Source organism: Leisingera sp. SA32, from assembly GCF_056033425.1.
Genome location: NZ_JBVYHB010000016.1, coordinates 64,883 through 88,743, shown reverse-complemented (window position 1 = coordinate 88,743; position 23,861 = coordinate 64,883). Strand labels below are relative to the sequence as shown.

General features: G+C 64.7%; 22 protein-coding genes. 4 read left to right on the top strand and 18 right to left on the bottom strand.

Going from position 1 to position 23,861, the window contains the following annotated elements:
• Positions 1-45: 45 nt before the first annotated feature.
• The gene (locus AC0IPL_RS18550; RefSeq protein WP_474276438.1) at positions 46-753 is read left to right on the top strand and encodes a GntR family transcriptional regulator; all 708 of its coding nucleotides are present in this window, start codon (positions 46-48) and stop codon (positions 751-753) included.
• Between the two features lie 83 nt (positions 754-836).
• On the opposite strand, the gene AC0IPL_RS18545 is transcribed toward AC0IPL_RS18550, so the two are convergent.
• The 10 genes from AC0IPL_RS18545 to AC0IPL_RS18500 all read right to left on the bottom strand — a co-directional run bounded on the left by AC0IPL_RS18545 (position 837) and on the right by AC0IPL_RS18500 (position 12,024).
• The gene (locus AC0IPL_RS18545) at positions 837-2,147 is read right to left on the bottom strand and encodes a TRAP transporter large permease (protein ID WP_474276436.1); all 1,311 of its coding nucleotides are present in this window, start codon (positions 2,145-2,147) and stop codon (positions 837-839) included.
• A 1-nt stretch (position 2,148) separates the two neighbouring features.
• Complete coding sequence (locus AC0IPL_RS18540) at positions 2,149-2,670, bottom strand: TRAP transporter small permease subunit (RefSeq protein WP_474276434.1); 522 nt, start codon at positions 2,668-2,670, stop codon at positions 2,149-2,151.
• Between the two features lie 17 nt (positions 2,671-2,687).
• On the bottom strand, positions 2,688-3,761 hold the full coding sequence (gene dctP, locus AC0IPL_RS18535; protein WP_474276432.1) for a TRAP transporter substrate-binding protein DctP: 1,074 nt from the start codon (positions 3,759-3,761) through the stop codon (positions 2,688-2,690).
• A 287-nt stretch (positions 3,762-4,048) separates the two neighbouring features.
• Entirely contained in the window at positions 4,049-5,848 is a 1,800-nt protein-coding gene (locus AC0IPL_RS18530) for an aminopeptidase P family protein (RefSeq protein WP_474276430.1), read from the bottom strand.
• A complete protein-coding gene (locus tag AC0IPL_RS18525; RefSeq protein ID WP_474276428.1) occupies positions 5,841-6,839 on the bottom strand; it encodes an ABC transporter ATP-binding protein in 999 nt (332 codons plus the stop codon). Before AC0IPL_RS18525 ends, AC0IPL_RS18530 begins: the two co-directional genes overlap by 8 nt.
• Entirely contained in the window at positions 6,836-7,831 is a 996-nt protein-coding gene (locus AC0IPL_RS18520) for an ABC transporter ATP-binding protein (RefSeq protein WP_474276426.1), read from the bottom strand. Before AC0IPL_RS18520 ends, AC0IPL_RS18525 begins: the two co-directional genes overlap by 4 nt.
• 7 nt (positions 7,832-7,838) lie before the next feature.
• Complete coding sequence (locus tag AC0IPL_RS18515; protein ID WP_474276424.1) at positions 7,839-8,705, bottom strand: ABC transporter permease; 867 nt, start codon at positions 8,703-8,705, stop codon at positions 7,839-7,841.
• Positions 8,702-9,643 (bottom strand): ABC transporter permease, encoded by a 942-nt coding sequence (locus tag AC0IPL_RS18510; protein WP_474276422.1) that lies wholly within the window; start codon positions 9,641-9,643, stop codon positions 8,702-8,704. Before AC0IPL_RS18510 ends, AC0IPL_RS18515 begins: the two co-directional genes overlap by 4 nt.
• A 56-nt stretch (positions 9,644-9,699) precedes the next feature.
• The gene (locus AC0IPL_RS18505) at positions 9,700-11,286 is read right to left on the bottom strand and encodes an ABC transporter substrate-binding protein (protein ID WP_474276420.1); all 1,587 of its coding nucleotides are present in this window, start codon (positions 11,284-11,286) and stop codon (positions 9,700-9,702) included.
• Positions 11,287-11,439: 153 nt separating this feature from the next.
• Positions 11,440-12,024: a helix-turn-helix domain-containing protein gene (locus tag AC0IPL_RS18500; RefSeq protein ID WP_474276417.1), complete on the bottom strand. Its 585-nt coding sequence runs from the start codon at positions 12,022-12,024 to the stop codon at positions 11,440-11,442.
• Positions 12,025-12,458: 434 nt separating this feature from the next.
• On the opposite strand from AC0IPL_RS18500, the gene repA reads away from it, so the two are divergent.
• From repA to repC, 3 genes are all read left to right on the top strand, one after another.
• The gene (gene repA / locus AC0IPL_RS18495; RefSeq protein ID WP_474276415.1) at positions 12,459-13,667 is read left to right on the top strand and encodes a plasmid partitioning protein RepA; all 1,209 of its coding nucleotides are present in this window, start codon (positions 12,459-12,461) and stop codon (positions 13,665-13,667) included.
• Positions 13,664-14,701 (top strand): plasmid partitioning protein RepB, encoded by a 1,038-nt coding sequence (repB, locus tag AC0IPL_RS18490; RefSeq protein WP_474276412.1) that lies wholly within the window; start codon positions 13,664-13,666, stop codon positions 14,699-14,701. Before repA ends, repB begins: the two co-directional genes overlap by 4 nt.
• Positions 14,702-14,860: 159 nt before the next feature.
• Positions 14,861-16,114 carry a plasmid replication protein RepC gene (gene repC, locus AC0IPL_RS18485; RefSeq protein WP_474276409.1) on the top strand — a complete coding sequence of 418 codons (1,254 nt, stop codon included), beginning with the start codon at positions 14,861-14,863 and terminating at the stop codon, positions 16,112-16,114.
• Positions 16,115-16,232: 118 nt separating this feature from the next.
• Here the strand turns inward: repC and AC0IPL_RS18480 are convergent, their stop codons facing one another.
• Genes AC0IPL_RS18480 through AC0IPL_RS18445 form a run of 8 tightly spaced genes read right to left on the bottom strand, consistent with a single transcriptional unit; the run spans position 16,233 to position 23,856 of the window.
• The gene (locus AC0IPL_RS18480; protein WP_474276407.1) at positions 16,233-17,495 is read right to left on the bottom strand and encodes an AGE family epimerase/isomerase; all 1,263 of its coding nucleotides are present in this window, start codon (positions 17,493-17,495) and stop codon (positions 16,233-16,235) included.
• 43 nt (positions 17,496-17,538) lie between these two features.
• Positions 17,539-17,751: a hypothetical protein gene (locus AC0IPL_RS18475; protein ID WP_474276406.1), complete on the bottom strand. Its 213-nt coding sequence runs from the start codon at positions 17,749-17,751 to the stop codon at positions 17,539-17,541.
• Positions 17,741-18,820 (bottom strand): ABC transporter ATP-binding protein, encoded by a 1,080-nt coding sequence (locus AC0IPL_RS18470; protein ID WP_474276404.1) that lies wholly within the window; start codon positions 18,818-18,820, stop codon positions 17,741-17,743. Before AC0IPL_RS18470 ends, AC0IPL_RS18475 begins: the two co-directional genes overlap by 11 nt.
• A 9-nt stretch (positions 18,821-18,829) precedes the next feature.
• Entirely contained in the window at positions 18,830-19,681 is an 852-nt protein-coding gene (locus tag AC0IPL_RS18465) for a carbohydrate ABC transporter permease (RefSeq protein WP_474276401.1), read from the bottom strand.
• Positions 19,682-19,692: 11 nt separating this feature from the next.
• The gene (locus AC0IPL_RS18460) at positions 19,693-20,601 is read right to left on the bottom strand and encodes a carbohydrate ABC transporter permease (RefSeq protein WP_474276399.1); all 909 of its coding nucleotides are present in this window, start codon (positions 20,599-20,601) and stop codon (positions 19,693-19,695) included.
• Positions 20,602-20,624: 23 nt separating this feature from the next.
• A complete protein-coding gene (locus AC0IPL_RS18455) occupies positions 20,625-21,884 on the bottom strand; it encodes an ABC transporter substrate-binding protein (protein ID WP_474276397.1) in 1,260 nt (419 codons plus the stop codon).
• Between the two features lie 57 nt (positions 21,885-21,941).
• A complete protein-coding gene (locus AC0IPL_RS18450; RefSeq protein WP_474276395.1) occupies positions 21,942-23,108 on the bottom strand; it encodes a PLP-dependent transferase in 1,167 nt (388 codons plus the stop codon).
• Positions 23,101-23,856, bottom strand: coding sequence for a FadR/GntR family transcriptional regulator (locus AC0IPL_RS18445; RefSeq protein ID WP_474276393.1), 756 nt, complete (start codon positions 23,854-23,856; stop codon positions 23,101-23,103). Before AC0IPL_RS18445 ends, AC0IPL_RS18450 begins: the two co-directional genes overlap by 8 nt.
• Positions 23,857-23,861: the final 5 nt, after the last annotated feature.

The following is a 23,861-nucleotide window of genomic DNA, read 5'->3' as shown; positions in this document are numbered from 1 at the left end:
CAGCGGCCATCCCACGTATGCAGCTTGGCGACGAAAGAGTATGCAATGACCGATAGCAAACCCACCGGCAAACCAGAGCGCAAGCGCGGTTCGGGCGTGCAGCATGTCTACGACATCCTGCGCGAAGAAATCCTGAACCTGACGCTGGAGCCCGGCGCCCCCATCGACGAGGCACAGCTCGCAGAGCGGTTCGCCATGTCACGGACCCCGATCCGCGAGGCGCTGGTGCGGCTGGCCGGAGAGGGGCTGGTCAAAACGCTTCCGAACCGCTCAACGCTGGTTGCCTATATCGATTTCGTCAATCTCTACACCTTCTTTGACGCGATCACCCTGATGTACCGCGTCACCACCCGGCTGGCTGCCGAATATCACACGCCCGCGGACCTCACCGTCATCCGCCGTCATCAGGCGCAATTCGCCGCCGCGGTCGAGGCACAGGACGCCATGGCGATGATCACCACCAACCGCGACTTCCATGCCGCCATCGCCGCGGCCGGCCACAATGTCTATTTCGAAGGTCTGTTCCAGCGCCTGCTGGACGAGGGGCGGCGTCTGATGCGGCTCTATTACTACTCCTCGTTCAACAACAAGCTGCCCTACCGCTATGTGCAGGAGCACGAGGACATCATCGCTGCCATCGAGGCGCGCAACGTCAGTGCCTCGGATGCGCTGGCCAAGGCCCATGCCGATCAGATCGTGCAACAGATTCAAAGCATGATCTCGCGCGACCAGCGCCAGGACATCGAACTCTAGCGCCGCCGCCCGGCTGCACACACCAATGCCGCGGCCTCCCCTGCAGAGGGGCCGCGGCGCGGTTTTCAGCGGCTGCGCCGCGCTCAGTTGACGATCACCTGCGGCAGCCAGGTCGCCAGCTGCGGAAAGAAGATGATCAGCAGCAGCGTCACCACCTGCAACCCGATAAAGGGCAGCACCCCGCGGCACATCTCGCCATAGGTCATGTCCGGTGGCGCGATCGATTTCAGGTAAAAGATCGACGAGGCCATCGGCGGCGTCAGATAGCCGGTCTGGATCACCACGATCACCAGCGTCGCGAACCACACCGGATCAATCCCGGCAGAGCGGATGAAGGGCGAGAACAGCGGCACGCAGATCAGCACGTTGGCGGTCCAGTCCAGCACAAAGCCAAGCACGAAGACAACCAGCAGGAAAAACACCATCATGCCGGTCGGCCCAAGGCCCGCGCCCTCGATCACATCGCGGATCAGACGCGCGCCGCCGTTGGCGGCAAAGACGCCCATGAACATCGTGCCCGCCGCTACGATCAGCAGGATCATCGCCGAAATGCGCACCGTGATCGACAGCGACTCCGACAGCACCGGGACCGAGAACCTGCCGTTCAATATGCACAGCAAGAGCGCCCCCGCCGCGCCGACCGCCGCCGCCTCGGTGGGTGAGGCGACACCCGCCAGGATCGACCCCAGCACCGCAAAGATCAGCGCGCAGACCGGCAGCATCGTCGTCGCGGTCGCCCACAGCTTCTCGCCCAGCGGCAGATCCGCAACCTGGTCGGTGTCCGCCACCGGCTCAGGCGGGTTCAGCAGGCCCTGAATGGCGATATAGCCCAGGAACAGTGTCACCATGATCAGGCCGGGCAGCATCATGCCCGCCAACAGCTTGCCCACCGACATCTGCGCCAGCGAAGCATACATCACCGCAATCACCGAGGGCGGGATCATCGTGCCCAGCGAGCCGCCCGCGCAGATGGTGCCGGCAATCAGCGTGTTGCTATAGCGCATTTTCTGCATCGCCGGGATCGCCATCATGCCGATCATCACCTCGACAGCGCCGACCACGCCCGCAGCCGCGGCAAACACCGCGCCCATGGCGATGGTCGCCAGCGCCAGCCCGCCCGGCAGACGGCCCAGCCACATGTTCATCACCCGAAACAGGCGCTCGGCAATGCCAGAGCGCTCCAAGAGCGCCCCCATCAGGATGAACATCGGAATCGCCGACAGGATGAAGTTGGTCGAGGCCGAGTAGAACGAGCCATAAAGCTGGTTGAAGGCCGCAGGCCCGAAGGCGACAAGCCCCGCCCCCACCGATACGATGGTCAGCGAAAACGCGATCGGCAATCCAATCAGGATCAGCCCGAACAGCGCGGGAAACATGAGTCCGGCAATCAGCATATCAGTTCTCGAGTTTGAATGTGTCGTCTTGGCGCGGCGTCAGCAGCGCCCGGATGCCCTCGGCGGCCAGCTGCAACGCCAATGCGGCCAACCCGATCGCCAGGGCCGAATAAAAGGGCCACATCAAGGGCGCCCAGGGGCTGACCGCCTCGACCTCTCCGGTCTGAAACGCGCGCCAGGCCCGGTGGCCGCCAACCCAAGCCAGCTTGCCAAAGACCGGCGCCAGCACCAGCAGGTAGATCAGCCCGTCGATCAGACCACGCAGCCGCACCGGCAGGCGTGACGACAGAAAGTCGATGCGCACATGCGCATCGTCCCGCAGGGCCTGCGCGGCGCCCAGAACGAACAGCACACCCGTTGCCATATAGGCAATATCAAAGGCCCAGAGCGTGGGCGCGCCGAGCGCATAGCGCGCGACAACTTCGTATAACATGGAGGCGATCAGGATCAGGACCATCGCCTTGGCGACAAACCCCAGACCTGCAGAAATCGCATCTGCAATCGCCAGAAATACCCTTTTCATAACCGCCTCCAGCAGGTTCAGTTGCCGTTGCGGATCAGGTAGCCGCTCTCGGCCGCCCAGCGGTCCTTATAGGCAAGATAGCCATCAAGGATTTCGCCCATACGCGGCTTGCCGGCCTCAGCCTGCGCCGCGGCGGTCTTCTTGATCCAGTCAACGCCCGCGGCCGACAGCTCTTCGGCAAAGGCCGGATCCAGCGTGATCACCTCCGCCTTGCTGCCGCGGAAGGTTTCCATCGCCTTCATGTCGTTGTCATAGAAATGCATCAGCGACTGCAGCGTGGTCAGCTCGGCCGCCGTTTCGACCTTGGCTTTCAGACCCGCGTCCAGCGCATCCCAGGTGTCCTGCTTCAGCACCACTTCCCACAGGAAGGTCGGCTGATGCACGCCCGGCGTGATGATATAGGGCGCCGCTTCGTGGAAACCTTCGGGCAGGTTGCCCGACGGCGGGCCCCATTCGATCGCGTCCACACCCTTGCGCTCCAGCAGGGTGTAGATCTCGCCCGGCGGCACCACGGTCGGCACCGCGTCAAAGTAATCGCGCATCACCTCGGCCCAGGGACCGGAGGTGCGGTACTTCAGCCCCTTCAGATCCGCCGCGGTGGTGATCGGCTTGTTGGCGTGGGCCATCACCTCGGAGGACCCGATGCCGACGATCAGCGATTTGAAACCCTCTTCGGCGCGCATCTCGCTCAGCAGCTCCTCGCCGCCGCCCTCGTAGATCCAGGTCACAAAGGCCTCCGGCCCCATGCCGCCCGGAAAGCCGGAGAAGATCGCATTCATCGGGTTCTGGTTGACCAGATAGCTGGGGGTGGAATGCCCGGCCTCGACGATGCCATCGCGCACGCCGTCATAGACATGCAGCGCAGGAACAAGGATGCCCGCGCCAAAGGGCTGCACCTCGACCGCGCCATCGGTCATCAGCTCGACGTTGTCGGCAAACCGCTCAAGAAAATTTTCGTAATAGGGCGAGCCTTCCGGGACCGAGGTCGGCACGCGCCAGGTCACGTCTTGCGCGGCAGCGGCACTCGCGACCAGTGCCAGAGCACCAGCGCAGACGCCGGTACGGACGGCGGATTTCATAGATGTGGACATTGTTCCTCCTGTGAAAAATGCGCAGCCGGGTAGAGCGCGCTGCAAGCCGCTTCACTGTAGACGAGCTGCATTCTTTTTGTCGACTTGTTTTATACAAAATTGTCATCCGCCATCACACGGCCCAAAACCTCCTGCAAAAACAGACAAATTTCAGGCAGAGTGCCTAAATCCGCCGCGCAAACGCAGCGGCAGGCGCGCCTTTCGATCGCGAACTGGCACAGCAGCATCGCCGCGGCGGCCTGGTCAGGCGCCGCGCTCAAGATTTGCTGAAGGCAGTATTGTCGGCGTCAGACCGCGGCGACAGCCGTGGCCAGCCAGGTCCGGGTTGCGTCGCTCAGCCGCGGCGCCAGCACCTCGCACAGCTGCGCGTGATAGCTGTTCAGCCAGTCCCGCTCCACCGAGGTCAGATCCTCCAGGATCAGCATATCCGTCTGGATCGGCGCGAAGGTCATGTTGCGGAAAGCCATGAACCCGTCCGCCCCCTCGACGATCTCAAACAGGTTTTCAATACGAATGCCGAACCGCTCCGCTTCGTAGTAGCCCGGCTCGATCGACAGCACCATGCCGGGCGTCAGATCCACCGGGTTATGGGGTTTGCCGATCCGCTGCGGATGCTCATGCACCGACAGCCGGTGGCCGATCCCGTGGCCGGTGCCGTGGTCATAGTCCAGCCCCAGATCCCACAGCGGCCGGCGGCAGATGGCATCGATGTGGTGCCCCTGCGTGCCCCTGGGAAAGCGCAGCGTCGCCAGCGTACACAGCGCCTTGAACACCGCCGTATAAGCACGGTCATACCCGTCGGGACGCGGCCCAAAGGCAAAACTGCGCGTCGCATCGGTGGTGCCGGTCTCGTACTGGCCGCCGCTGTCCAGCAGATAGGGGTTCTGCGGCAGCACCGGCGCGTTGCGCTCGGGCGTGGTGGCATAGTGGCACATCGCGGCATTGCCGCCCGCCGCCGAGATCGAATTGAAACTCTCGCTGAGGAACCCCGGCTGCGCCCGGCGCAGCTCTAGGATCTTCTCTTCCGCCTCCCGCTCGCTCACCGGGTTGCCCGCCGCGGCCCGCGTTGGCACGGTCTCGGCCAGCCAGGCGCTGAACTCGGTCCAGGCAACCCCATCGGCAACGTGGCAGCTGCGCAGCCCTTCCAGTTCCACCGGGTTCTTGACCGCCTTGGTCAGGGTCAGGATGCCGGGCTCGGGCAGCACCTGCGCGCCCGCCGCCTCGAACGCCTGACGAAAGGCCACGGGCGAGAAATCCGGGTCAATCAGCACCCGTTGGCCGGGGCTGACAAGGTTCCGCATCGTTGCCAGAACATCGCCCGGCGGGCAGATCTGCACGTTGTCGGGCAGGCTCTCGCGCAGCCCCGCCTCCAGCTTGCCCGCCTCGACAAACCAGCTCACCCCGCCATCGCGCCCGGCCAGCAGAAACGACTGCGGCATCGGGTTGAAGTCCACATCCGCGCCGCGCACGTTCAGGAACCAGGCGATGTTGTCGGGCTGCGCCTCGGCCAGGAAATCGGTGCCGCGCGCCTCCAGATAGTCCAGCAGATCGGCGCATTTCTCGGCACTGCTGCGGCCCGCGAACTGCTGCGGAAAGGGCGAGATCGCCCCCATCGGCGGCGCGGGCTGGTCCAGCCAGACCGCATCGACCGGGTTCGTGTCCTGCGCCGCCATCGTGGCCCCGGCCGCCGCGCAGGCCGCCGCGAAACGATCATGCCAGGCGGGCGGCAGATGCATCGCATCATACCCCACGCGCCAGCCCGCGGCAGCCTTGCGCCGCAGCCAGTCCTCCGGCGGCTCGTCAAACAGGTGGTGGTGCGAAAACAGCGGCCCGGCGCATTCATTGCCCAGCTGCACGCTGTAGCGGCCATCAACAAACACCGCGACCGTGTCCCGCGTGACCACCGCCATCCCGGCAGAGCCGGTAAAGCCGGTCACATAGGCCAGCCGCTGGTCGTGCGGCGCCACGTATTCGCCCTGATGGGCATCAAACCGCGGCAGGATAAAGGCATCCAGACCGCGGGCGTCCAGTTCGGCGCGCAATCCCGCGATCCGATCGGCGGTTCCGGTAAACAAGGTGTCAGGCATGGGTATTGATCTCGTTGACATGGTGGCAGGCAACCTCGCCGCGGCCCTGATGGGCGGTCAGCGCAGGCACATCGCGTTTGCAGATTTCGGTGGCATGGGGGCAACGCAGATGGAACGGACAGCCGGACGGCACATCCATCGGCGAGGGCAGCTCCCCCGCCAGATGGATGGCGCGGCCCTTGTCGTCCGGGTCCAGCGAGGGCGCCGCACTCAGCAGCGCCTGCGAATAGGGATGCGCGGGGCGGGCAAACAGGGTCTCGCTGTCGCCGATCTCGACGATCCGACCGAGGTAGATCACCGCCACCCGGTGCGACACATGCCTCACCAGCCGCAGATCATGGGCGACGAACAGGATGGTCAGGTTCAACCGCTCCTGCAGCTCCAGCAGCAGGTTCACCACCTGCGCCTGCACCGACACATCCAGCGCCGAGACCAGCTCATCCGCGATCAGCACCTCCGGCTCCACCGCCAGGGCGCGGGCAATCGCGATGCGCTGGCGCTGGCCGCCGGAGAACTCATGCGGCAGCTTGCCCGCTGCATCCTGCGGCAACCGCACCAGCTCCAAGAGCTCCGCCACGCGGGCGTCGATTTCGCTATCGGGGCGCATCTGGTGCACCCGCAGCGCCTCGCTCAGGATCTGGCCCGTCGTCATCCGCGGGTTCAGCGAGGAATAGGGATCCTGAAACATCATCTGGACCCGCCGGTTATAGCTGCGATCCGCGCGCGCGTCGGCGGCAAAAATGTCCTGCCCGTGATAGGTGATGCGGCCGCGCTGCGGCGTGTACAGGCGCACGATGCAGCGCGCCAGCGTGGACTTGCCGCAGCCGGACTCGCCCACGACGCCCAGGGTCTCGCCCTTCTTCAGCGCAAGGCTGACACCGTTCAGCGCGTTCACCACCCGGCCCCGGCGCCGCTGGATCACATCCGCCAGCGTGCGGCCCAGCTGGAACGCCAGCCCCAGGTCGCGGATTTCCATCACTGTCTCGCTCATGCGGCGTCTCCCTGTGCGGCACGGGCCGGGTTGAAACAGGCAAGGCTGCGCTGCCCGCCGACCGGCGCCAGCGCCGGGCGCGCGTCCAGACAGGCCGCCGTCTGGTTCGCGCAGCGCGCCGCAAAGGCACAGCCCGGCGGCAGCGCATCGAGGCTCGGCGGCGTGCCCGGCACCGAATAAAGCTGCGTGCGCGGCGGCACATCCTGCGGCACCGAACGCATCAGCCCCTCGGTGTAGGGATGGCGCGGGCTGCGCAGCACCTGCCGCACCGGCCCCGTCTCGACGATCCGCCCGGCGTACATCACCGCGACGTTCTGGCAGGTCTGCGCCACCACGCCGAGGTCATGGGTCACCAGGATCACCCCCATCTCCAGCTCATCCGCCAGCGACAGGATCAGATCGAGGATCTGCGCCTGGATCGTCACGTCCAGCGCCGTGGTCGGCTCATCCGCCAGCAGCAGTTTCGGACTGGCCGCCAGCGCGATGGCAATCATCACCCGCTGCCGCATCCCGCCGGAGAACTGGTGCGGATAGTCCTGCAACCGCGACGCCGCGGCCGGGATGCCGACATGGTCCAGCATTTCGATGGCCCGGTCCCGCCGCGCCTTGCGGCCCAGATCGGTATGCGCCTTCAGCGTCTCGGTCAGCTGCATCCCCACCGTCAGCAACGGGTTGAGCGAGGTCATCGGTTCCTGAAAGATCATCGCGATCTCGCGGCCGCGGATGCGGCGCAGCCGCCGCTCCGGCAGGGCGGCAATGTCCTGCCCCATCCAGCGCACCGCGCCGCTGACCTCGCCATAGCGCCGCGACAGCCCCAGGATCGAGCGCAGCGTCACGCTCTTGCCCGAGCCGCTTTCGCCGACCAGCCCCAGCACCTCGCCCTTGCCGACACTGAAGCTGACGTCGCGCACCGCCGGCAGCAGGCTGCCGCCGCGCCGAAAGGTGGTGCAAAGATTGCTGACCTCAAGAATGGGTTGGCTCTGCGTCATCATCTCCTCCTCAGCCGCGCGGCCGCAACAGGTCCGCCAGACCGTCGCCAATCAGTGAAAATCCCAGCCCCGTCAGCACGATGGCAATGCCGGGCATCAGGCTCAGCCACCAGGCGGTGGTGATGAAATTGCGCCCCTCGGCGATCAGCACGCCCCATTCCGCCTGCGGCGGCTGCGCCCCCAGACCCAGATAGCCCAGCGACGAGCCCAAGAGGATCGCCAGCGCCATGTCGGTCATCCAGTAGACGACAACCGGGGTGATCGCGTTCGGCAGCAGGTGGCGAAAGATGATGCGTCGGTCCGAATAGCCCATCACCACGCCCGAGGCGGCATAGTCATGGCCCATCTGGGCAATCACCTCGGCCCGCATCAGCCGGGCGTAGTAGACCCAGCCGACCAGGGTGATGGCGATATACATGTTGACCAGACCCGGCCCCAGCACCGCCACCACTGCAATCACCAGCACCAGGAACGGGAAGGTGATGATCGCATCCACGATGCGGCCAAAGATCATGTCGGCGATGCCCCGGTAGTAGCCCACCAGCGCGCCGACCACGACGCCGATCACCAGCGCAAACACCGTCGCCAGCACCGCCATCTGCATGTTCACCGAATAGGCGGCGATCACCCGGCTCAGACTGTCGCGGCCCAGCATGTCGGTGCCGAAGGGATGCGCCCAGCTCGGCGGCTGGCGCACCGCGGTATAGTCGATGAAATTGGGATCATACGGTGCGAACACCCCCGGCGCGACCGCCAGCAGGGTCGACAGGCCAATGATCACCATGCCGATCACGAAACCCGGCTTGCGCAGGGCGATCTGCAAACGGCTCTTCTGCGGCGGCGCCGCCGCGGCGGATAGGGTAGATGTCTCGGTCATGTCAGGCGCATCCTCGGGTCCAGCGTGCTTTGGAACAGGTCGGTCAGCAGGAACACCACCGACACCAGCACCGCGAAGGTCAGCGTCAGCCCCTGGATCAGCGGGTAGTCACGGGCGAAAATCGCCTCCAGCATCAACCGCCCCACCCCGGGCACGGCGAACACGGTTTCCGTCACCAGCGTGCCGCTCATCAGGTTGCCAATCGACAGCCCCAGCAGCGTCACGGTGGAGATCATCGCGTTGCGCAGCACATGGCGCCCCAGGATCAGCCGGTCGGGCAACCCCTTGGCGCGGGCGAACTGGACATAGTCCGCATCCAGCACCTCGATGATCGCGGACCGCAGGTTCCGCATGATGATTGCCGAGGTATACAGCGCCACCGCCACTGCGGGCAGGAACAGGTGATGCAGGTTCTCGGCAAAACTGTCGCCATAGCCGCCGACCGGGAACCAGCGCAGCTGCGCGGCCAGAAAGGTCAGCAGGATCAGGCCGATATAAAAAACTGGCATCGACAGCCCCACTTGGAACACGGTGCGGATCACCGTATCCGGCCAGCGCCCGCGGTTCAGCGCCGCGACAAAGGCCAGCGGCCCGGCGATCAGCAGCGACAAGGCGACCGCGTAGACGGTCAGGAACCCGGTCACCGGCAACCGCTTGGCGATCACCTCGGTGACCGGCGCGCGCATCAGGATCGACTGGCCCAGATCGCCTTGCAGCGTGTTGGTCATAAACAGCCAGAACTGCACGAGCATCGGCTCGTTCAGGCCCAGCCGCACCCGGATTGCCGCCAGATCGGCATCCGACGCCCGGTCGCCGGCAATGGCAATGGCGGGATCACCCGGCAGCAGGCGCACCAGCACGAAGATGATGACCATCACCAAGATGAAGGTCGGGATCATCAGCAGCAGGCGTTTCAGTATGTATTGTAATCTGTCCATTGCGGCCTCCGTCGCAGATGGCGCCGCCGGAATGGGTCGGCGACGCCAGCCAGCCCTCAGCGGCTGACGGTTGCGTTTTCAAAGACGTTGTTGCCCAGCGGCGTCTGCACATAGCCCTCGACAGCCGAGGACACGGCCACAGCGAACGGCGTTTCATACATGAACAGCAGCGGCGCTTCCTCGGCATAGATCTTCTGCATCTCGGCATATTGCGCCGCGCGCGTCTCCGCATCCATTTCGATCGCCGAGGCCTCGAACAGCGCGATGAACCTGGCGTTCTCCCAACCGGTGCCAACCGCATTTGCCGTCGGCGTATAACCCAACCAGCCGGTCACCTGGCTGGGGTCGTTCACGTCGTTGACCCAGCCGTAGGTGTGGATATCGAAATCGCCCGAGCGGTTCTTGGCCCCCCGCGTCGCGCCGTCGACCTGCTCCACTTTCAGTTTGAGGCCCAAGGGCGCCCACATCTGCTGAAGCGCGGCAAAGATCGTGCTGTCATCCGCCGACCCCGCCAACGTGGTAAAGGTCACCTCGGTGCCCGGCGCGATGCCGGCCTCGGCGATCAGCGCCTGCGCCTTTTCCATGTCATAGCCGTACAGCGGGTCCAGATCCGCCGCCAGATGGGTCGCCGCCGCCATCAGGGGCGAGGTCATCGGCTTGCCCGCGCCCTGCAGCACCAGCCCGATCAGCGCCTCCTTGTTGGTGGCATAGTTCAGCGCCTGCCGCACCCGTGGATCCGCCAGCGGATTGGGTGCGCCATCGGCGCGCGTGGCGCGGGTGTTGATCGGCGAATAGATGATCCGCGTTGACGCAAAGAGATTCATCTCGATATCCGGGTCGGCCTGCAACTCCGGCACCCGCGAAAACGGGATGAACTCGGCCACGTCCACTTCACCCGCCTGCAATTTCAGGATGCGCGTCGCATCATCCGGGATGATCTCGAAATGCACCCCGTCCAGATAGGGCAGCGGCTTGCCGTCCGCGCCTTTGCGCCAGTAATGCTTGTTGGCGCAAAACTCCATCGAGGTGCCCTGCTCAAAGCCGCAGAGGTAAAACGGCCCCGATCCGGCGCCTGGCCCGCCTGCGGCAAACAACGCGGCGGATTTCTCCTGATCGGTGGCGCCCTCGGCCGCTTCAAATGCCGCCTTGGACAGGATTCCGGTGGTGAAGGTGGCCAGCATCTGCAGAATCGTCGGATCCGGCGCCTTCATCCGCAGCGTGATCTCGCGCCCCTGCGCCGTGACCGTGTCGATCGACCCCAGAAGCCCCGCCCAGGGGCTAAGGTCGGGATGCCGCGCCCGGTCCAGCGAAAACACCACATCGGCGCCGGTGATCGGGGTGCCATCGGAAAAGGCCACGCCCTCGCGCAGCGACAGCGACACGGTCATGCCATCGTCCGAAACACTGTGACTCTCGGCCAGACCTCCAACAACCGTGCTGCCATCCGGGCTTTGCCGCAGCAGCGTGTCGAACAGGCTGCCGACCATCCAGATATCCGGATTGCGGTCTGCATAGATCGGGTCGATCAGATTCGACCCGTCATAGCGGGCAAAGTTCAGAACGCCGCCGCGCTCCTGCGCAGCCGCCGGTCCGACCAGGGCTGCGGATAGGACGGCCGTGACCGCCAGCAGAGATTGTCTCATGGATGCGCTCCTCCCAAAGCGATTCTCGATCCAGTGCCGACAGCATACATGCGGATCTTACAAATACTAAAACTTTTTTTAGTAATAGTAAAATCAGAGAGGGAAGACAGCCTGGCGCAGGCCCGGTCGCAGCTTACGCCGTGACCTGAAACATCAGCCCTGATTTGCCCCTTTGACCGGCGTGGTGCTGACCCACAGTTCAACCGATCCCGCATCGCCCAGAACCTCCGAATAATGGGGTTTGGAGGTGTCGTGATGGATCGTATCGCCGGCGGACATCATATGCACCTCGCCGTCCAGGTGATAGGCCAGCTGCCCCGAGATCAGGTAGCAGAACACCTCGCCCTGATGGCACATCTTCTCGGACACATGGCCAGCCGGACGGTGAATGATCGACGGGTAGAACAGCGCCCCGGCAAAGCCCGGCCCCAGTTTTTCATACCGCCGCCCGCGCGTACCCAGCGAATAGGTCTGCCGCTTATCGCTTTGGATGTATTCTGAAAATTCCTCGGGGACACTCAGCAACTGCTCTATGCTGGTGTGCAGCGCGGCGGCGATTGTCATCAGGGACGACAGCGACGGCGCGCTGATGCCGCGCTCAACCTGCGAGATGAACCCCGTGGTCAGATCCGCCTCCCCCGCGACGTCGACCAGCGTCTTGCCCAGAGCCTTGCGGCGATGGCGGATCGCGGCGCCCAACTGCGATGGCTGATCCTTGCTGTTTTTCTTCTCGCGCATGTTCGGGCCGTTCCTCTCTCCACCTTCGAAACCGGGGCGGGATGCAGTCCCGCGCTCTGCTCCGGCCACAGATGCTGGATGGGCCGGAATTGGCGGCACACTAGCGTATGGCGGGGAGACGTGCACTTCAATTATTTTAGCCACACTGCATCCGACGGCTGGTCAGACGGCGTCGGCTGTCCTTCCGGCATGGCACCGCCCGGCACCACGGGGTAGGATGGCCCGGGCCTGCGGGGGCGCCTGCCACAATTGCCGCTCGCACAAGCGGCGCGTGCAGAAAACACTTGCACGAATCCCGCAGTTTATCCAATAGTCACGAAAAAGAGGCAGCAAACGCCAATTTCCGTGAACACGCCAGCAGCCAAAGGCACGCAGCTGGCCGCACCCACGGATAAACGGCCGCGCGACGCAGAGCAGCAGGCACACGAGAGCAGATGGACCATACATATACCCCGGAAGATCTCAACGCGGTCATCCGCCAGCACTCTGAATGGCTTGCCAATCAGCTGCATGCGCAACGCGAGAGCCTGTTTCCACCCAACGCCTCAAAATCCATGCGCAAATTCACCTCCGGCGAGGCGGCCGCGCTGCTCGGGGTGAATGATTCCTACCTGCGCAAGCTGCATCTGGACGGCAAGGGCCCCTCGCCCGAGCTCACCGCCGGAAACCGCCGCCAGTATTCCGCCGAGGACATCCAGGCGCTGCGTGTGCTGCTGGAAAAAACTGCCCGCAAACCCGGCGATTACCTGCCCGGACGCCGCCGCGCCGAAGACGGCGAAGGCTACAGCGACCACATGCAGGTAATCGGCGTGATGAACTTCAAGGGCGGGTCGGGCAAGACCACCACCTCTGCCCATCTGGCGCAGCGCCTGGCGCTCAAGGGCTATCGCGTGCTGGCCATCGACCTCGACCCGCAGGCGTCGCTGACGGCGCTGCACGGGGTCCAGCCCGAGGTCGATCTGCAGGACGGCGGCACCCTGTTCGACGCCATCCGCTATGATGACCCCGCGCCGATCCGCTCGGTGATCCGCAAGACCTATTTCCCGAACCTAGACCTGATCCCCGGCAATCTTGAGCTGATGGAGTTCGAGCACGACACCCCCCGTGCCCTGTCGCAGGGCAATGCCGGCCTGTTCTTCTTCCGGGTCAAGGAAGCCCTCGCGCAGGTCGATGACGATTACGACGTGGTGGTGATCGACTGCCCGCCGCAGCTCGGCTTTCTCACCATGTCGGCGCTCTCGGCCGCCACCGGCGTGCTGGTTACCATCCATCCCGAAATGCTCGACGTGATGTCGATGTCGCAATTCCTGCGCATGACCGCAGACCTGATGGACGTGATCGCCGAAAGCGGCGCCGACATGAGCCACGACTGGATGCGCTACCTGCTGACGCGGTACGAGCCCTCGGACGCACCGCAAAACCGCATCGTCGCCTTCCTGCGCACCATGTATGGCGACAAGGTGCTGAACGCGCCGATGCTGAAATCCACCGCCATTTCCGATGCCGGCCTCACCAAGCAGACCCTGTATGAGGTCGAGCGCAGCGCCTTCACCCGCGCCACCTATGACCGCGCGGTCGAAAGCCTGAACGCCGTCAACGATGAAATCAGCCAGCTGATCCAGGAAACATGGGGGCGCGCATGACCAGCCGCAAGAAATCCCGCATGTCGATGCTCGACAGCCTCGCCGCCGCCGGGGCACCGGCCCCTGCCACGGCACCGCAGGCCGGGTCGATGATGTCCAGCAACCGCGCCCTGCGCTCGGCCCGCGATGCCGTGGATTCCCACCGCGTCTGGGAGCTGGAGCCGCATCAGATCGAGGACACCCGCGTCAACGACCGGCTCGACCCCAACGACATCCTCGACCTGCGCGAGGCGATTGAGGCGAACGGACAGACCGTGCCGATCCTGGTGCGCCGCCATCCGACAGAGCCGGACCGCTACCTGCTGGTCTACGGCCGCCGTCGGCTGGAGGCGATCCGCACCTCCGACAAGGTCGCCAAGGTCCGCGCCCTGGTGGCCAATCTGGACGATGACGCCGCCGTGCGCGCCCAGATCTCCGAGAACATGGCACGCCGCGACCTTTCCTTCATCGAAAAGGCCCTGTTCGCGCAGGAGCTGGTGGAGAACAGCTTTGGCAACCAGTCGCAGGTCGCCGAGGTTCTGACGGTCACCAAATCCGCCGTCTCCATGGCGATTGCCATTGCCGAAACCATCACCCCGGCCCTGATCCGCGCCATCGGTCCCGCCCAGGGCATCGGTCGGCCGCGCTGGGACAGTCTGGCCAAGGCCATTGCCGAAACCAACCCCAGCCGCGACCGGCTGATCGCCATCGCCGAGGATGTCTACAACACATTCACCATCGAGGCCGCGACCAAGGGCAGCGAGGCCACGCCCGCCGATCCCTCTGTCCTGGCCTTCGAGGCGGTCTTTGCCGCCGTCGCCCCCGCAGCGCCAGCCAAGCCGGCAAAATCGGCAAGACGCAGCCCGACCCAGGCCCAACTGCTGACGGTCGGGGGGCGCAAACGCGGCGCAACCCTGCGCCGCACCGCCAAGGGCGTCAGCCTGGAATTGCCCGACGGCGGCTTTGCCGACTGGCTGGAAGCCGAGGCACAGACCCTGATCGACGACCTTCACGCCCTCTGGCAACAGCAGGCCGAAGACCCGAACGAACAATAATCAAGGAGGCACAGAGCAGACCAAAAAAGAAGGCCCCGCAAAGACGAAGCTCCACGAGACCTACTTGTTTCTAGCACTCTCAACGTAGTGGCTGGAGCTGTCATCCGCAAGTCCAAAGCGATTCGCGGGACCCCCTTTTTTTGTCTTTCGTGAACAGACATGGGTTACATGCCAATCACGCCTTTCGGGCGAACAGTGGACGCTGTCCTGCTGCAACAGCAGGCCGCCGCCACTGAACCCAGCCCCGCGGTCGACAAATGGGACGCCCTGCGCGCCCTCGCCACCGCGCGCAAAACCTTTGCGCTCAGCGACCGCGACATCACCGTGTTGCAGGCGCTGCTCAGCTTTCTGCCGGCCAAGACGCTGGACTGCCGCAGCGGCCCGCAGGTGATCCACCCCTCGAACCGCGCCATCTGCGATCGGTTGAACGGGATGCCCTGCTCCACCATGCGCCGCCATGTGGCCCGGCTGGTGCAGGCCGGAGTCCTGATCCGCCGCGACAGCCCCAACGGCAAACGCTACGTGCGCCGCTATCAGGGCGAACGCACCGCCTATGGTTTCGATCTCAGCCCGCTGGCCAGCCGCTATGGTGAATTCTGCGCCGCCGCCGAGGCCGAGCGCGACGCGCAGCAGCAGCTGAAACGCCTGCGCGAAACCGTCAGCCTGATGCGCCGCGATCTCGCCAACCTGGCGCTTTGTGGCCAGGGCGAACAGCCTGATCTGCCGATCTGGGACCAGTTCAGCGACCTCGCCCTGCTGACCGCCCGCGCGCTGCGGCGCAAGCTGGATCTGGCACAACTGCAACAGTTGGAAACCCAGCTCTCCCAAGCATTGGCCCGGATCAAACCCCTGCTCTGCCCGCCGCAATCCACCACCGAACCCCCTGCACAAACAGCGGAAATGAACACCAGCGCCGCTGAAAATGAGCAGCACTATCAGAATTCCAAGAAAGACTCTTTTGAATCTGAACCGATCCCTGAATTGCCGACAGACACAAACCTGCAAACCGAAGATCCAGATGGAGGCCCCGGCACAAGGGCACAGAAAACGACAGACCAGCCCCCTGCCCGCTCCACCGCAGGCGATGGTCCGCGACTGCCCCTGCGGCTGGTCGCCGCTACCTGCACCGAATTGGCCACCTATGCCGAAACACCCCTGGCCAGCTGGTCGGATCTGATGCGCACAGCTGAGACGCTCCGCCCGATGATGGGCATCTCGCCCCCGGTCTGGGAGCAGGCCAAACACACCATGGGCGCGGCAGAGGCTGCGGTGGTGCTGGCGGCCATGTTGCAACGGTTCAGCCAGATCCGTTCGCCCAACGGCTATCTGCGCCATCTCAGCGCCAAGGCCGCACAGGGGCAGTTTACCAGCAGTCCGATGGTCATGGCCCTGACCCGGGCCGAGGCCGCCTGACGTGGCAGACCATGCAGATATGGCCTTCCGGCAGACAAAAAAGCCGGAACCGCCTGTGGGAACGGTTCCGGCCATGGCCGAGTGTCTCAATGTGGGCTGATGTGGGCCGCTACCTGGCTCAGCGCAGCATCGCGGTCTCCGGGTCCAGCCGTCTCAGGTCGGCTGCGTTGCGCGACAGACCCACCGCCAGCGGAAACAGGGCCGCCTGAAGCGCGTGGTAGATGTCGGGCTTGCCCAGAAACTGCTTCGACACTGGCGTGTTGTCACCGTCCAGCTCCGGGAACCAGCCGCCACGGTCGTGGTCGATCAGATGCGCATCGGCAAAGCGCCACAGGCGACGATACCACAGCTCATCCTCGGGCCGCTGATCCAGTTTCACCAGCGCCGCCATGGCACCGATCGCCTCGGTCACCGGCCACCAGTAACGATCGGCAATCGCGACCTTGCCGCCCTGCCCCAGCGTATAGGCAAAGCCGCCCAGCTCCGCGTTCCAGGCGTCGCTCAGCGCCTGTTCGATCAGGCGGCGGGCGTCCTGCGGCGCATCCCCCGCGGGGCGCCCGCGCAAATCCCAGTATTGCAGCAGCAACCGACCCAGCTCAAACGAATGCCCCGGCGTGGTGCCCGCAGGGCGGAACATCGGGTTGCCGCTATAACTGCGGTCGATCTGCCACTGAGCGTTGTAATGCTCCGGCAGCCGCCAGCCCTCCTGCGGCGCGATGCGCCCGACAAAGAACGCCAGGATCCGTTCCGCGCGGTTCAGGAAAACCTCCCGCCCCGTCGCCTCATAGGCGGTCAGCAGGGCCTCCACCGAATGCATGTTGGCATTCATGCCGCGATAGTCGGAAAACGGCGTCCAGTCACGGTTCCACTCGTCGGCGAACAGCCCGTGGTCCTCTTCCCAGAAATGGGTCTCCAGCACCTGCCAGACCTCGTCCAGCAACGCCTCGGCCCGCGGGTGCCCCGCCTGCATCGCACTGGCGGCGGCCAGCAGCACAAAGGCATGGCCATAGGCCAGCTTGCGCGCATCCGCGGGGGCATCGCCCTCAACCCCCCAGAGGTAGCCACCATGTACCGGGTCGCGGTGATGGCTGGCCAGATAGGTCAGCCCGTGCTCCACGATCTGCCCTGCACCTGCAATGCCCGCCATCTGGGCCAGCGCATAGGAATGCACCATCCGCGTCACCGTGTGCAGCTCGCGCATCTGCCCCGGCAGCGGCGCGCCGGTGAAATCCAGCGTGTGAAACCCGCCCGCCGGATCAACACTGGCGGCAAAGAAATCAACCTGCCGCCGCGCGTCGCGCAGCAACGCGGCGCGGTGGCCGGGGTCGGTGATCCACAGCCTGTCCGCCGCGGCGGTGCTGCTGGTCGAAATGTCAGGCATCCGTATCTCCAAATTGATCTCGTCGCATAGCAATACCCCGGCCTCAGCCCGCCAGCGGCAGCGCATAGCGGCGGCCGCGTCCGGGCCGCAAGGCCGCCGCCGCATGCCGGATCGCATTGCTGTCGATCCCGTGCAGCCAGTAGATGTCCGCTACCGTGCCGGCCTGGCCGAAATGTTCAACCCCCCAGGGCTTCATCCGGTGCCCCGCAACGCCGCCCAGCCAGCGCAGCGCGGCGGGGTGGCCCTCAGGCGGCAACCGCCTCGGCGCGGCGCAGCGCGGTGCCGTCGGCGGCAAAGATATGGGCGTTTTGGGCCTGAATGTTCAGCCCCAGAAGATCCCCGGCCCGCGCCGGGATATTGCCATGCACCCGCACCATCATCGGCCCCGCGCCCTCTACCCGGACATAGATGTTGGTGTCAGAGCCCAGATGCTCCACCACATCGGCCACCGCTTTCAGGGTGCCCTGCTCCGGTTCCACCACGTCGATATGCTCGGGGCGAATGCCCAGCTCGGTAGCGGCGGCGCTGTCGGGCAGATGCGGCAAGGTCAGATGGCTGCCCTCCGCCAGGGTGACGCCACGCGCATCGCCCCGCACCGGCAGCACGTTCATGGTGGGCGAGCCGATAAATTGGGCCACGAACTTGTTGGCCGGGCGCTCGTACAGCTCCAGCGGGCTGCCGACCTGCTGGATGTCGCCGCCCTCCAGCACCACGATGCGGTCGGCCAGCGTCAGCGCCTCGACCTGGTCATGGGTGACATAGATCATCGTCGCCCCCAGCCGCTGGTGCAGCCTTGCAATCTCCAGCCGCATCTCGACCCGCAGCGCGGCGTCGAGGTTCGACAACGGTTCGTCAAACAGAAAGGCGCGCGGATCGCGGATGATGGCGCGACCCATCGCCACCCGTTGCCGCTGGCCGCCCGACAGCGCCTTGGGCAGGCGGCTGGTCAGTTTCGACAGGCCAAGGGTTTCGGCGGCGGCGGCGACCCTGGATTTGCGGTCCTCAACCGGATCCTTGCGGATCTCCATCGAGAAGCCCATGTTGCGCGCCACATCCATATGCGGATAGAGCGCATAGGACTGGAACACCATTGCGATGTCGCGGTCGCGCGGGCGCACATCGTTCATCCGCGCGCCGTCGATCAGGAAATCGCCGCCGCTGATCGGCTCCAGCCCGGCAATCATCCGCAACAGGGTGGATTTGCCGCAGCCCGAGGGGCCGACCAGCACGATGAACTCGCCGTCCTTGATGTCCAGGTTGATGTCGCGCAGCACATTGACGCTGCCATAGCTTTTCTGGACGTCGTTCAGTTGGATACGTGCCATTTTGGCCTCCTAGCCTTTGACCGCGCCGGACGTCAGCCCTTGCACGAGGTAGCGTTGAATGAAGACGAAGAACAGGCAGCTGGGCACCAGCGCCAGAACCCCGGCCGCCATCATCTGCCCCCAGTCGACAGAGAATTTGGAAACGAAGGTCAGCAGCCCCACCGGGAAGGTCATCGCGTCGTTCTTGGAGATCAGCATCAGCGCAAACAGCAGCTCCGACCAGGCGGCGGTGAACACGAAGCCCAGCGTCGCGCCCAGCCCCGGCAGCGTCAGCGGGAACACCACCTTGAGCAGGGCCTGAAAGCGCGAGCAGCCATCCATCATCGCGGCGTCCTCCAGATCCTTGGGGATGCCGTCAAAGAAGGACTGCATCAGGAAGGTGGCAAAGGGGATGTTGAAGGCGGTGTAGACCACGATCAGGCTGGTCAGTGAGTTCAGCATCCCCATCTGCGAGACGATCTTGTAGATCGGCGCGATAATCATCAGCAGCGGGAACATCTGGGTGATCAGCATCACCGCGATCAGCAGCCGCTTGCCCGCGAAATCAAACCGCGAGAACGCATAGCCCGCCCCGGCGGCGATCACCGTGGTCATCGCCGCAGTGCCCAGCGACACATAGATCGAATTGCCGAAGTACGACAGGAAATCGGTTTGCAGCAGCACCGTGGCAAAGTTGTCAAAGGTGACAGAGCTGGGCACCAGCCGGGTGCCTTCGGAAAAGATCAGCGCGTCCGGCGTGACGGCGATCTTGACCAGCCAGTACAGCGGAAACAGCGCAAAGGTCAGATAGAACGCCAGCGCGGCATATTTTCCAATGGCCGCGACAGGGCTGCGGCGAAGCGGCGAACGGACAGCAGACATGGGTCGGCTCCTCAGATCTTGATGAGTTTTTTGCGCAGCCACAGCACGATCACCGCATAGACCAGCAGGATCAGCAACAGCGCCACCGCGATCGTCGAGGCATAGCCAAAGTCCAGCTTGCGGAACGCGGTCGTGAAGATATAGGTCGACAGGATCTGCGTCGAATTGGCAGGCCCGCCGCCGGTCATCACAAAGATCAGATCGGCGAAATTGGCGATCCAGATGGTGCGCAGCATCACCGTGATCGCGATCATCGGCGCCAAGAACGGCAGGGTGATCTTGCTGAAGCTCTGCCAGGCGCTCGCGCCGTCGATCTCGGCCGCCTCATACAGCTCACCGGGGATGGATTGCAGCGCCGCCAGCAGGGTGATGGCAAAGAACGGCACCCCGAACCAGATGTTGGCCATGATCGGCCCCCAGATCGCCAGCTCCGGATCGCCCAGGATGTTGTAGGGTTCCGACAGCAGACCCAGCCCCGCCAGCCAATGCGGCAGCGGCCCGATCACCGGGTTGAACAACCAGGCCCAGGTCAGCGCCGACAGGAACGTGGGCACCGCCCAGGGCAGGAACACCAGCGCCTGAAACAGCCGCTTGCCCAAGAACGGACGGTTCAGCAGCAGCGCCAGCCCCAGTCCCAGCAGGAACTGCAAGGCGACCGACCAGAAGGTCCAGAAAAACGTGTTCTCCAGCGCGATCCAGAATTTCCTGTCGCTCCAAAGGGTGATGTAATTGTCAAACCCCACCCAGCCGCTGTTGAACGGTCGCAGAAGTTCAATCGACTGAAAGGAATAGGAAATTCCGATAATCAGCGGGATCAGGATGACACCGCCAATCAGCACGATGGCCGGGGTCAGATAGGCAAAGGGCTCCACCATGTACTGGATATACAGCGAGCGCCGTGCCCGGGGTCTCCGGGGCACGGCTGTTTTTGCAACGCGGGCAATCACTGCGCCGCCTTCCAGCTTGCGTATTCCTTGGTCAGGAAGGCGGCCCATTCATCCGCGATGTCCTGCGCGCTGCGCTGACCCAGCAGGGCTTCCTGGCTCGACTCCAGCACGATGCTGTCCGCGAAATAGCCAAATTGCTCCAGATAGGTCGGCATCACCGTCGGCTCGTATTCGCTGCCGTTCAGCGTGTCGAACCAGCCCTTGAACTGCTCGGTCTGGAAATGCGGATCCTGATCGGCGCCCTGGTGGATCGGGATCACCCCCACCCGCTTGGCCCATGCTGCGTTTGCCTCCGGCGCCGACAGATGCGCGATCAGCTCAAAGCTTTCGTCCTTGTGCGCGCTCGCCTCGAACATCGACCAGCCAGCAAATCCGATGGTCGGGAAGGCCTTGCCAGAGGGGCCAACCGGCATCGGCATCACCGCAAAATCCTCGGCCGGCATCCGCTCCGCCACCGCGATCAGCGCATCCGGATCCTGGTCCAGGAACGCACAGGTGCCAGAGTAGAAGCCCGCCACGATCTCGTTGAACCCCCAGCTGACACTGTCCCTGGGCGCATAGCCGTTCTGATAGATATCAAGCAGATACTGGATGCCCGCCACCGATCCCGGCTCGTTCATGCGGGATTTGCCGTCCTCGGTGAAGAACGCGTTGGTGCCGTTCATCGCCGCCGCCATCATCACCCAGCCGTTCAACCCGCCGGGGCCGCCGCGCAGGCAATAGCCCGACTTGCCGTCCAGCTCTGATACCGCCGCCGAGGCCGCCATGAATTCTTCCATGGTGGCCGGCGGGCTGTCGACACCGGCCTCGGCCAGCAGCTTCTTGTTGTAGAACATCGCCCGCAGGTAGAACCCATAGGGGATCATGTAGAAATCACCGGCCTGGCTGCCCATCTGCACCGTTTTTTCGGTCAGCGTGCCGCCATGCGCCCAGTCTGCCACCCGCGCGCCCAGCGGTGCCAGCTGGCCAGAGCCCGCATACAGCGCCGCCCAACGGTCCGGCATTTCGACAACATCGGGAATGTCGCCACCGGCCACCATGGTCGCCAGCTTTTCAAACGCACTGCCCCAGGGCAGCGACACGATCTCGACGCTGACCCCCTCGTTGGCGGCCTCGTATTCATCGACCAGCGCCTGCAGCACCTTGGTGCGCTCGGGGCTGGTGATGACCTCGACCAGCTTCAGGTCGGTGTCCGCATAGGCGGCTGATCCCATCAGCATGGCGGCCGCGGCAAGTCCCTTCAGAAGATGTTTCATGGTGTCCTTCCCTGTTGCAGTTTTTGCTTTGTTTGCTTTTGTCGGGTGCGGTGCGCCTCAGCGCTGGCTGGCCGCCAAGGCGGCGGTGAAATCAGCCCACAGATCCTCGGCCTCCTCCAGGCCCAGGTTGATCCGCACCAGATTTGGCGGAACGCCAAATTTCTGCATTGAGTTCTGCGGCCCCGCCTGCGCCAGCCCAATCCGGGCGGGCAGCACCAGGCTCTCAAAGCCGCCCCAGCTGACACCCAGCTTGAAATGGCGCAGCGCGTCGCAGAACGTCGGAATGTCGACGCTGTCATCAAACTCCACCGCCATCAGGCCAGAGCGCCCGGTCAGCCCCGGCACGTCATTGGGGCCGGGTGACCGCACCCGCCGCACCTGCGGCAGCGTGCTCAGGCGGTCGACAAACAGATTTGCGGTGGCCTCATGCTGGCGCATCCGGGCGCTCAGCGTGCGCAGGCCACGGGTCAGCAGAAACGCCTCGAACGGCGCCAGCTTGCCCCCCAGCAACGGCAAGGTCAGATCACGGATGCGGTTGATATGGTCATCAGAGGACACCACAACCCCCGCAACCGTGTCCGAATGGCCCGAAATATACTTCGAGGCCGAATGCAGCACGATGTCGATGCCCAGCGTCAGCGGCCGCTGAAACAGCCCCGCCGCCCAGGAATTGTCGATCATCGTCAATGTGCCGTGGCGCTTGGCGTGCTCTGCCACCCGCGCCAGGTTCATCACCTCGAACACCACCGAACTGGGGCTTTCCAGATAGGCCAGCCGCACCCCCGCCAGCAGTTCCGGGTCATCCTCGAATGCGCTGACCGGATGGTACGTCACCGCGACGCCAAAAGGGCGCAGCAGCCGTTCCATCAGCCGGAAGGTATCCGGATAGACATGTTCAACGCAGGCAATCCGGTCGCCGGGCTTCACAAAGGCCAGAATGGCCGCGGAAATCGCCGCCATGCCAGAGGCAAAGCCCACCGCCGCCGCGCCCTGCTCTGTCCGTGCCATCAGCTGCTCGAACGCGGCCACCGTGGGATTTTGCACGCGGGTGTACAGCGGTGCATCCGACTGTCCCGACATGCGGTCGGAAAAGTCCTGGTAGCTGTCGAATGTGAACAGCGAGGTCTGCACGATCGGCGGCGTCACCGCGCCGCTGGCGGCGGCATGCAGATCGGCGCCCGGAGTGGCCGCAAGCAGGGTCGCCAGGGCGGTGTCTTCAGTCATTGTCGTTCTCCAGCTCGCGGCGGATTTCGGCTTCGACCATGGACAGAATTTCCGTGGTCAGCTGCACCGCTTTCTCTTCGTTGCCGTCGATCACCGCCTGCGCCAGCACGGGGTGCAACGGGATGGTTTCATGGCCCAGATGCGGCTTGCCAAAGGGCGCCTCGTACACTTCGTGAAAGCCCTGTTGGATCTGCTGGATCAGCTGGCCAAACAGCGGATTGCCAGTGGCGGCATAGATCGCCTGGTGCAGCCGACCGTCGGCGGCGCGCCAATCTTCCTTCATGTGGTAAACCGCCATCAGCTCGCTCAGCCGGGCAGAGATCGCCGCGCGATCCTGCGGGCTGCGATTGCGCGCGGCCAGACGCGCCGCCTCGATTTCCAGCGGGCGGCGCACCGCATGCGTCCGCAGCAGGCTTTCCGCTTCCAGCTTCAGCGTCACCGGCAGGTGGATGGAATTGGCGGCGACCTCGGCGGCCAGCCGGGTGCCCGCCTTCTTGTTGCGCACCACGATTCCCATGTTCTGCCAGGAGGTCAGCGCCTCGCGCACCTTGGCGCGGCTGATGCCCAGCCGCCGGGCGATCTCCACCTCTGGCGGCAACCGGTCGCCCACACCCAGCCCGGCACGCTCGATCATCCGGCACAGCGCGTCCAGAACGTCGCGGCCCGTGCTGCCCGCGGGCAGGGCTTCCAGCTCCCGGCCCGCGTCCGGCGCCGCGGGTGGGCTGTTGGGGGTGGTCTTGTCTGTCACGGTCT

Bases quoted from the DNA above. Each gene is read 5' to 3' on its own strand.
- AC0IPL_RS18550 (WP_474276438.1), top strand. From the start codon at position 46: ATGACCGATAGCAAACCCACCGGCAAACCAGAGCGCAAGCGCGGTTCG.
- AC0IPL_RS18545 (WP_474276436.1), bottom strand. From the start codon at position 2,147: ATGCTGATTGCCGGACTCATGTTTCCCGCGCTGTTCGGGCTGATCCTG.
- AC0IPL_RS18540 (WP_474276434.1), bottom strand. From the start codon at position 2,670: ATGAAAAGGGTATTTCTGGCGATTGCAGATGCGATTTCTGCAGGTCTG.
- dctP (WP_474276432.1), bottom strand. From the start codon at position 3,761: ATGTCCACATCTATGAAATCCGCCGTCCGTACCGGCGTCTGCGCTGGT.
- AC0IPL_RS18530 (WP_474276430.1), bottom strand. From the start codon at position 5,848: ATGCCTGACACCTTGTTTACCGGAACCGCCGATCGGATCGCGGGATTG.
- AC0IPL_RS18525 (WP_474276428.1), bottom strand. From the start codon at position 6,839: ATGAGCGAGACAGTGATGGAAATCCGCGACCTGGGGCTGGCGTTCCAG.
- AC0IPL_RS18520 (WP_474276426.1), bottom strand. From the start codon at position 7,831: ATGATGACGCAGAGCCAACCCATTCTTGAGGTCAGCAATCTTTGCACC.
- AC0IPL_RS18515 (WP_474276424.1), bottom strand. From the start codon at position 8,705: ATGACCGAGACATCTACCCTATCCGCCGCGGCGGCGCCGCCGCAGAAG.
- AC0IPL_RS18510 (WP_474276422.1), bottom strand. From the start codon at position 9,643: ATGGACAGATTACAATACATACTGAAACGCCTGCTGCTGATGATCCCG.
- AC0IPL_RS18505 (WP_474276420.1), bottom strand. From the start codon at position 11,286: ATGAGACAATCTCTGCTGGCGGTCACGGCCGTCCTATCCGCAGCCCTG.
- AC0IPL_RS18500 (WP_474276417.1), bottom strand. From the start codon at position 12,024: ATGCGCGAGAAGAAAAACAGCAAGGATCAGCCATCGCAGTTGGGCGCC.
- repA (WP_474276415.1), top strand. From the start codon at position 12,459: ATGGACCATACATATACCCCGGAAGATCTCAACGCGGTCATCCGCCAG.
- repB (WP_474276412.1), top strand. From the start codon at position 13,664: ATGACCAGCCGCAAGAAATCCCGCATGTCGATGCTCGACAGCCTCGCC.
- repC (WP_474276409.1), top strand. From the start codon at position 14,861: ATGGGTTACATGCCAATCACGCCTTTCGGGCGAACAGTGGACGCTGTC.
- AC0IPL_RS18480 (WP_474276407.1), bottom strand. From the start codon at position 17,495: ATGCCTGACATTTCGACCAGCAGCACCGCCGCGGCGGACAGGCTGTGG.
- AC0IPL_RS18470 (WP_474276404.1), bottom strand. From the start codon at position 18,820: ATGGCACGTATCCAACTGAACGACGTCCAGAAAAGCTATGGCAGCGTC.
- AC0IPL_RS18465 (WP_474276401.1), bottom strand. From the start codon at position 19,681: ATGTCTGCTGTCCGTTCGCCGCTTCGCCGCAGCCCTGTCGCGGCCATT.
- AC0IPL_RS18455 (WP_474276397.1), bottom strand. From the start codon at position 21,884: ATGAAACATCTTCTGAAGGGACTTGCCGCGGCCGCCATGCTGATGGGA.
- AC0IPL_RS18450 (WP_474276395.1), bottom strand. From the start codon at position 23,108: ATGACTGAAGACACCGCCCTGGCGACCCTGCTTGCGGCCACTCCGGGC.